The organism is Curtobacterium sp. B8, from assembly GCF_000333315.1.
Lineage (GTDB): Bacteria > Actinomycetota > Actinomycetes > Actinomycetales > Microbacteriaceae > Curtobacterium > Curtobacterium luteum.
The window spans coordinates 1-1,919 of record NZ_BACW01000196.1 but is presented as its reverse complement, the minus strand read 5'-3'; the positions used below and the strand labels follow the sequence as shown (position 1 = coordinate 1,919).

The following is a 1,919-nucleotide window of genomic DNA, read 5'->3' as shown; positions in this document are numbered from 1 at the left end:
CCGGGCGAGCGGGTCGAAGACACCGAGGGCCTCCTGCCCGACGTACCCGACGCGGGTGCCGCGGAGCCGACGCCAGTCGCGTTCGCGGAAGCCCCTCGCGTCCGTGCCGGCCACCTCGAGCCGGTCGGCGGCGACCTCGGCTCGGTCGGCGGACAGCCCGAGGAGCGCGCGGGCGGTCACGGTCTTGCCCGAGCCCGAGGCGCCCACGAGGGCGACCATCTCGCCGGGGGCGACGTGCAGTCGGACGTCGGACACGAGCCGGACGCCGTCGATCGTCACCGACAGTCCCTCGACGGCCAGGACCGGGCTGCCGTGGGACGTGGTGGCGGCGCTCACCGTGCACCACCGCGTCGTCGGATCGCCCGACCGAGCACCGTGACCGCTGTCGCGAGCACGACGATCGCCAGACCCGGGAACGTGCTCATCCACGGCGCGGTCTGCAGGTACGTGCGGCCGTCCGCGAGCATCGCGCCCCACTCCGGTGCCGGCGGTGGCGTCCCGACGCCGAGGTAGCTCAGCGCGGACGCCCACACGACGGCCTGGCCGACGCCGAGCGTACCGACCGCGACCACGGGCCAGAGCGCGGCGGGCAGGACGTGGCGGACGACGATGCGGGCGGGGGAGCGGCCGAGCAGGACAGCGGTCTCGACGACCTGCGACTCCCGGGCCGTGCGCACGAGGCCCCGCACGATCCGCGCGTAGCCCGGCGCGGTCGCGAACCCCACGGCGAGCACCGCGGGCACCGGACCGGGGCCGGTGACGGCGATGACGACGAGCGCGACGAGCAGGAGCGGCAGCGCGAAGGCGACCTCGGTGACCCGGCCGACGACGGCGTCGAGCACGCGCCCTCCGAGTCCGGCGAGCAGCCCGAGCAGGACACCGGTGGTGGCACCCACGAGGGTCGCCGCGAGCCCGACCACGAGCGACGGGCGCGTCCCCGCCACGACCCGCGCGAGGACGTCGCGGCCGGACTCGTCCGTGCCGAACGGGTGCGCCGCCGACGGCGGGAGGAGCGCTGCTCCCGGGTCCACGGCGAGCGGGTGGGCGCCGCCGAGCAGCGCTGGTGCGACGGCTGCCAGGACGGCGAGCGCGACGACCACGGCCGCGACCAGTCCGGCGGCGCCGAGCGTCCCCCCACGGCGTCGCTCGGCACCCCCGGACGGAGCGCGGGTGGCCGTGGGACCCGTCGCGCCCGTCGTGGGCGTCCCCGCCGGGTCGAGGATCCCGCTCACCGGGACGCCGCCGTCCGCGGACGCCGACGGAGACCGGCCCCGCGGAGACCGGCCCCGCGGAGACCGGCCCCGCGGAGACCGGCCCCGCGGGGACCGGCCCCGCGGAGACCACGCCCCCGCACTCCGGGCCCCCGGGACCCGGGCCGACCCGCGTCCGCCCGGCGGGGTCGCCGGTCCACGGCGCGTTCGGCGAGGTCCGCGACCGCGAGCACGACGACGTACGCGGCGGCGGACACGAGTGCGATCCCGGCGACGAGCGGCATGTCGCGCTGCGTCACCGCCGTGACGAGCGCGCGGCCGATGCCGGGCAGCGCGAACACCGACTCGACGACGACGGCGCCGGACACGAGCGACCCGAAGGCCCAGGCGGAGAGCGCGAGCCCCGGGAGGGCGGCGTGCCGCAGCGAGTGCCTGAGGAACACCCCGGTGCGGTGCTCGCCCCGGCCCCGCGCGGCGAGCGCGAACGCGGACCGCTGCGCGTCGACGATGCCGTCGCGGACCGTCTCGGCGAGGTACCCGGCCACCGGCACGGCCACGGTGACGACGGGGAGCACCCATCCGCGGACGGTCCCGTCGCTCACCGCGGGCGCCCAGCCCAGGGCGGTGGCGAACACGACGATGAGGACGCTGCCGAGCCAGAAGTGCGGCACGACGCTCGCGGTGACGGTGATGGCGCCCGTGAGGCCG

The 1,919-nt window shown here is 78.0% G+C and carries 3 protein-coding genes; all 3 read right to left on the bottom strand.

What is annotated here, in order from left to right; genetic code table 11:
* The coding region (locus I59_RS04990) for an ATP-binding cassette domain-containing protein (protein ID WP_031272936.1) at positions 1–336 on the bottom strand (336 nt) is incomplete at its 3' end.
* Positions 333–1,232 carry an ABC transporter permease gene (locus tag I59_RS04985; RefSeq protein WP_022902926.1) on the bottom strand — a complete coding sequence of 300 codons (900 nt, stop codon included), beginning with the start codon at positions 1,230–1,232 and terminating at the stop codon, positions 333–335. The genes I59_RS04990 and I59_RS04985, both read right to left, overlap by 4 nt.
* Positions 1,229–1,919, bottom strand: a 691-nt coding sequence (locus tag I59_RS04980; protein WP_022902925.1) for an ABC transporter permease, incomplete at its 5' end; no start/stop codon positions are given. The genes I59_RS04985 and I59_RS04980, both read right to left, overlap by 4 nt.